5 protein-coding genes and 1 pseudogene are annotated in these 4324 nt (G+C 34.7%); 2 read left to right on the top strand and 4 right to left on the bottom strand.

Translation table 11 applies throughout. The features are described from left to right. Positions 1–350: 350 nt before the first annotated feature. Both N9I19_RS24005 and N9I19_RS24000 read left to right on the top strand, forming a co-directional pair. A complete protein-coding gene (locus N9I19_RS24005) occupies positions 351–1517 on the top strand; it encodes an MFS transporter (protein ID WP_317779219.1) in 1167 nt (388 codons plus the stop codon). Continuing rightward, positions 1489–1782 (top strand): hypothetical protein, encoded by a 294-nt coding sequence (locus N9I19_RS24000; protein WP_317779220.1) that lies wholly within the window; start codon positions 1489–1491, stop codon positions 1780–1782. Before N9I19_RS24005 ends, N9I19_RS24000 begins: the two co-directional genes overlap by 29 nt. Positions 1783–1795: 13 nt before the next feature. On the opposite strand, the gene N9I19_RS23995 is transcribed toward N9I19_RS24000, so the two are convergent. The 4 genes and pseudogenes from N9I19_RS23995 to N9I19_RS23980 all read right to left on the bottom strand — a co-directional run bounded on the left by N9I19_RS23995 (position 1796) and on the right by N9I19_RS23980 (position 3928). Beyond that, positions 1796–2302, bottom strand: coding sequence for a hypothetical protein (locus N9I19_RS23995; protein WP_317779218.1), 507 nt, complete (start codon positions 2300–2302; stop codon positions 1796–1798). Further along, complete coding sequence (locus N9I19_RS23990; protein WP_061465031.1) at positions 2299–2484, bottom strand: hypothetical protein; 186 nt, start codon at positions 2482–2484, stop codon at positions 2299–2301. The genes N9I19_RS23995 and N9I19_RS23990 overlap by 4 nt, the downstream gene beginning before the upstream one ends. A gap of 445 nt (positions 2485–2929) precedes the next feature. Then, positions 2930–3428 (bottom strand): annotated as a pseudogene (locus tag N9I19_RS23985) (recombinase family protein). 302 nt (positions 3429–3730) lie between these two features. Next, a complete protein-coding gene (locus N9I19_RS23980) occupies positions 3731–3928 on the bottom strand; it encodes an IDEAL domain-containing protein (protein WP_056527760.1) in 198 nt (65 codons plus the stop codon). Between the last annotated feature and the right edge of the window lie 396 nt (positions 3929–4324).

The following is a 4324-nucleotide window of genomic DNA, read 5'->3' as shown; positions in this document are numbered from 1 at the left end:
CCATGTGGTTTGAAATCCTGCGAATAAGCGAGTATTCGTGAGCATTATCTATTAAACTGAGGGAGTTCATTAAGGATTATTGTAGAGTTGACGCAAATTGTGATGTTAATTTCTGCATAGTGACAATAAAGTTGTTACACTATCAAGAAAATCATTTAATTTATAATATAGTTGATTAAAAAAGGAGCTTGTTTATTAGGGGGAAGTCTGATATAGTTATTTGATAAATTTTTAAGGAGTTTTAGAGAGGGTGAGTCAATTGACTAAAAACCTTAGACAATTGAAAAACGTTTCAGTGTTCCAAACGCTTCTAATTTAGAAAAAATAATTTAGAAGCGAGGAATAATTATATGAAAAATCAAAGAATCTTTAATAAATCATTTCTTTTTTTATTTATAAGCAACTTTTTAGTTTTTATAGGGTTTGAAATGTTACTTCCTATTTTACCAGCCTATTTGTTAAGCATGAATGCATCTTCCATTCAAGTAGGTTTAGTGACATCATTATTTACGATAGGTGCTGTTCTAATCAGACCTTTTGTAGGGTACTATTTAATAGATAACCAACGGAAAAGTCTAGCCATTTGTGCAAGTGCAGCTTTAATGATTATTACAATGCTGTATCCTTTTCTTAATATTATATGGCTTTTTCTATTGTTACGACTTTTCCATGGCGCAGCGTGGGGAATATCAACCACAGCCAATAGTACAATAGTAGTCGATTTAATTCCTAAGACACGGTTAGGAGAAGGAATGGGGTATTTTTCTATTTCAACAACGGTCGGGGCTATCATTGCTCCGAGTATAGGTATCCTTATCTATGACTCTTTTTCTTTCGATATTTTAATTTGGTCATCAGTAGTACTCAGCCTATTGGCAGTAATTTCGCTTCAATTTGTATATTCACCTACAACTCTAAAGCGTGAGAAGCAACCATTTCGATATATGAATATGATTTTTGAAAAAGACGTATGGTTCCCAGCGTTACTGACGGTTATCACAACACTTGGTTTTGGAGCGATCATTACATTTTTGATTCTTTTTGGAAAACAAAAGGGATTAGATCATATTTTTCTATTCTTCCTTGTCAATGCTACTGTTGCAACTTTACTACGTCCGTTTACCGGAAAATGGTATGACAAAAAAGGACCATGGTCTATCATCATTATGTCGGCTGTTTTAGGATTTTTGTCACTTGTTATGCTGTCTTTTACGACAAATGATCTTCATCTTATTATTGCAGCGATTTTATTTGGGGCAGGTTATGGAACTGTTATGCCATGTTTACAAACATGGACGGTTCAAATGGTAAGTGAAGAAAAAAGTGGCGCAGCCAACGCAACCTTTTTTTCCAGTTTTGACGTTGGTGTTGGAGTTAGCGCATTTGTATTAGGTTTTTTAGCTGAATGGATTAGTTTAGAAATGATCTTCCGGGTTATTAGTCTAAGTTTTATTGTTGTTGCTGTTTTAGTCTATAAGGATTTTTTAAATGAAAAGAAAAGGTATAAATCGATCTAAACAAATCCACCTCTATTACATAGAGGTGGATTTGTTTGCAAAAAAAGTCGATTATAATATGGCTTTTACGATTGAAGGCTATTCAAAAAACAAACCTTTAGTCCACAGTACGAAGACACTGTGCTTGTGGAACTATCCTGCCCCGTTAGTTCATCAAGAAACTCCACAACATTATTTAACAGAGCTTTTTAAAAAAAAACACAAAAAGCCCCATTTTTTGGGGGGCTTTTTGTGTTTGCTGATAGGACTCCAAAATGCTATATAAGCACTCCTTTCCGTCATTCTCCCTTTAATTCAGCTAAATAGTGCATTACGGCACTTTCAACTAGTTCATAAACCGTCCTATCATGAATGATTGCTTGTATTTTTAGTTCCTTCATAAGTTCAACATCCATATCGAATGAAGAACGTTTTCTTATAACCTTGGTTCGTTCCATGGTTGGTGCTGATTGTTCGTTCGCTTGTTTAACCTGTTCTTTACCACGTTTTATGCCAACGTTAGAACGTTGGTTGGTATTGTTAATAGGTTCTTTATTTACATTAGTTGAAACGTTCGCCTTTGCTTTTCCTGCTGTTGCAAAGTCATAAATAAGCTGCTCTTGTACCGTTTCCTCGTCACCTTCACCAACGAAATACCAGCCTTTTTCGCCTGAATTTCTATACTCATAACCAGCTTTATTCAATGCTTTTCTTAGTAATTTTTCTGAAAGATGAACATCAGCCCTTTTGGCAATATTCACTGGTTTATCAGTTTTAATTAACTCCAAGATTTCACCGATTTTCATTTAGTAAGCTCACGGGAAAACCAATACTTCGTTTTGATATTTCGATAAGTACCAATGTCTTTGATCAGCTCGGCAATAAGATCATAACCGCAATATGTGTGCCTCAGCGTGCTAAATTCATCCAATGTGACATAATCATCACTCTTTAATTCAACGTGACACTCTCCACAACAAATCCCCATATCCAACACCTCCACAAAGTATATTGATATATTCGTCGAAACTTGGTGACCATCCTTCTTTTGTACAAAAAACAGGTCTATTGACGGTCCTTTAATGTTTGTTAGTTTTTCAAAGTTATCTGGACCTAATTATAAAGAACCTTAATAAATAAAGGAGAGTACAGTTATTAACACAATGTTACAATAACACAAATTCAAAATGTAAATTTTGAGTACACTCATAGTAGATTATTAAAAATGCTATTTTAAGTGGATTTTGTGTGTAAAATTTAAGTTGTATAATAAATGAATTAGATAAGTAGATTGAAAGGATGTCACTTTAGGCGATAATTTGCACTTATTTTGCAACTTTAAAACCCAGCTACCTTCATAAGAGAAGATTAGCTGGGTTTCTTCATTATTCCTGCTTTTCTAAATACCGATAAATCGTTGTTCGAGATACACCTCATTTTTCTGCGACGTCTTTAATCGGTGTACCATTTTCAATTAGTGATTTCATCATTTCAATATCTTTCGGTCCAAATTTTCCAGGACGTCCTCCAAGTCGACCACGTGCTCTAGCTGCAACTCGTCCGGCAGCCGAACGTTCCTCAATTAAATTACGTTCAAATTCCGCAAATGCCGCAAACAAATGAAACATCAATTGGCCTGTGGCATTACTTTTGTCCATTGTTAAATTTTCTTGTAGACTGTGAAAGCCCACACCACGTTCAATTTGAATTAAATCTTGCATATTGCGTCCTAATCGATCTAATTGCCAAACAACAATCGTATCGCCTTCACGTGCATACTGAAGTGTTTCCTCTAACCAGGACGCTGTCTTTTTGCCCCACTCATTTTATCGTGAAAAATTTTGGAACAGCCATATTTCGTAAGAGCGTCAAAATCTGTAAATCTAAATTTTGTAATCCCGTCGACACACGTGCATATCCAATTACACTCAAATCACTCTTTCTTATTATTCCTTTTTATTTTTTGTAACATAAGATAAAAATAGATAGGTTATTGAACGTAGAATAATGAACAGAGTTTTGTTACGATAAAGGCAATAAAAAACGTCCTTTTCAAATCGAACAGTGGTGTGTTCAGAAAAGGACGAGTTTTGGAACAAATAATAACTTATTTATACTATCGTGCTTAATCGATAAAAATCAAATAAACGCCAATCCCTTATAGATATGGGATTGGCGTTTTAGCGTACTTCTTAAAGTTACAAATATGTTAAGTTCATTTTATAAACAACATTTTAAGAAATGTTTTTCAATTCCTCTGTTAATCGTAGGAATTCTTCTTTGTTTTTATCCTGTAATGACTGGTCAATCTCTTTTCGGATTTGCTCTTTTCGGAAATTAAGAAGGGCTTTGTTTATCACCATTTCAGCAAATTCAGAATCCTTGACGTTTATTTCAGGTTGTGGTGGTGTATTAGCCAAATTCTTTTCCATAGGAAACCAACTCCTTGACCTTTTTTCTATTATACCAAAGGTTTCCAGACTATTCAAATAATTAGCCAAGTAGTTCCAATGAAATAATCCGTTTGCTCAATGAAAATGAATAAGTGAAAAACATAAGTGAAAAAACAGGTGTAACAAGAATGAATAGGGGTAGCGTCAGGAAAATGCGGATTTACAACGCTAAGGAAATGTCACCTTAAAAAAAAAGCCGATTTCCATCTCATGAACTGCACCTCCAATTGTTAGTTGTGTCTAACAATTGGGGTGCAGTTCAATCTCAAGGAATCGACTTTTTTAGTTATTCTAATTCAACTAGTCGAGTAGAAAGGAGCCTTCCTACCTTACGATAAATTGTACTCCTCCCCCTCACAGAACCGTGCTTGCGCT

The organism is Peribacillus sp. CSMR9, from assembly GCF_033141925.1.
GTDB classification, from domain to species: Bacteria; Bacillota; Bacilli; order Bacillales; family DSM-1321; genus Peribacillus; species Peribacillus simplex_A.
The sequence above is the reverse complement of the archived record's forward strand: the minus strand, read 5'-3'. Positions and strand labels throughout refer to the sequence as shown.

Bases quoted from the DNA above. Each gene is read 5' to 3' on its own strand.
- N9I19_RS23980 (WP_056527760.1), bottom strand. From the start codon at position 3,928: ATGGAAAAGAATTTGGCTAATACACCACCACAACCTGAAATAAACGTC.
- N9I19_RS23990 (WP_061465031.1), bottom strand. From the start codon at position 2,484: ATGGGGATTTGTTGTGGAGAGTGTCACGTTGAATTAAAGAGTGATGAT.
- N9I19_RS24000 (WP_317779220.1), top strand. From the start codon at position 1,489: ATGAAAAGAAAAGGTATAAATCGATCTAAACAAATCCACCTCTATTAC.
- N9I19_RS24005 (WP_317779219.1), top strand. From the start codon at position 351: ATGAAAAATCAAAGAATCTTTAATAAATCATTTCTTTTTTTATTTATA.
- N9I19_RS23995 (WP_317779218.1), bottom strand. From the start codon at position 2,302: ATGAAAATCGGTGAAATCTTGGAGTTAATTAAAACTGATAAACCAGTG.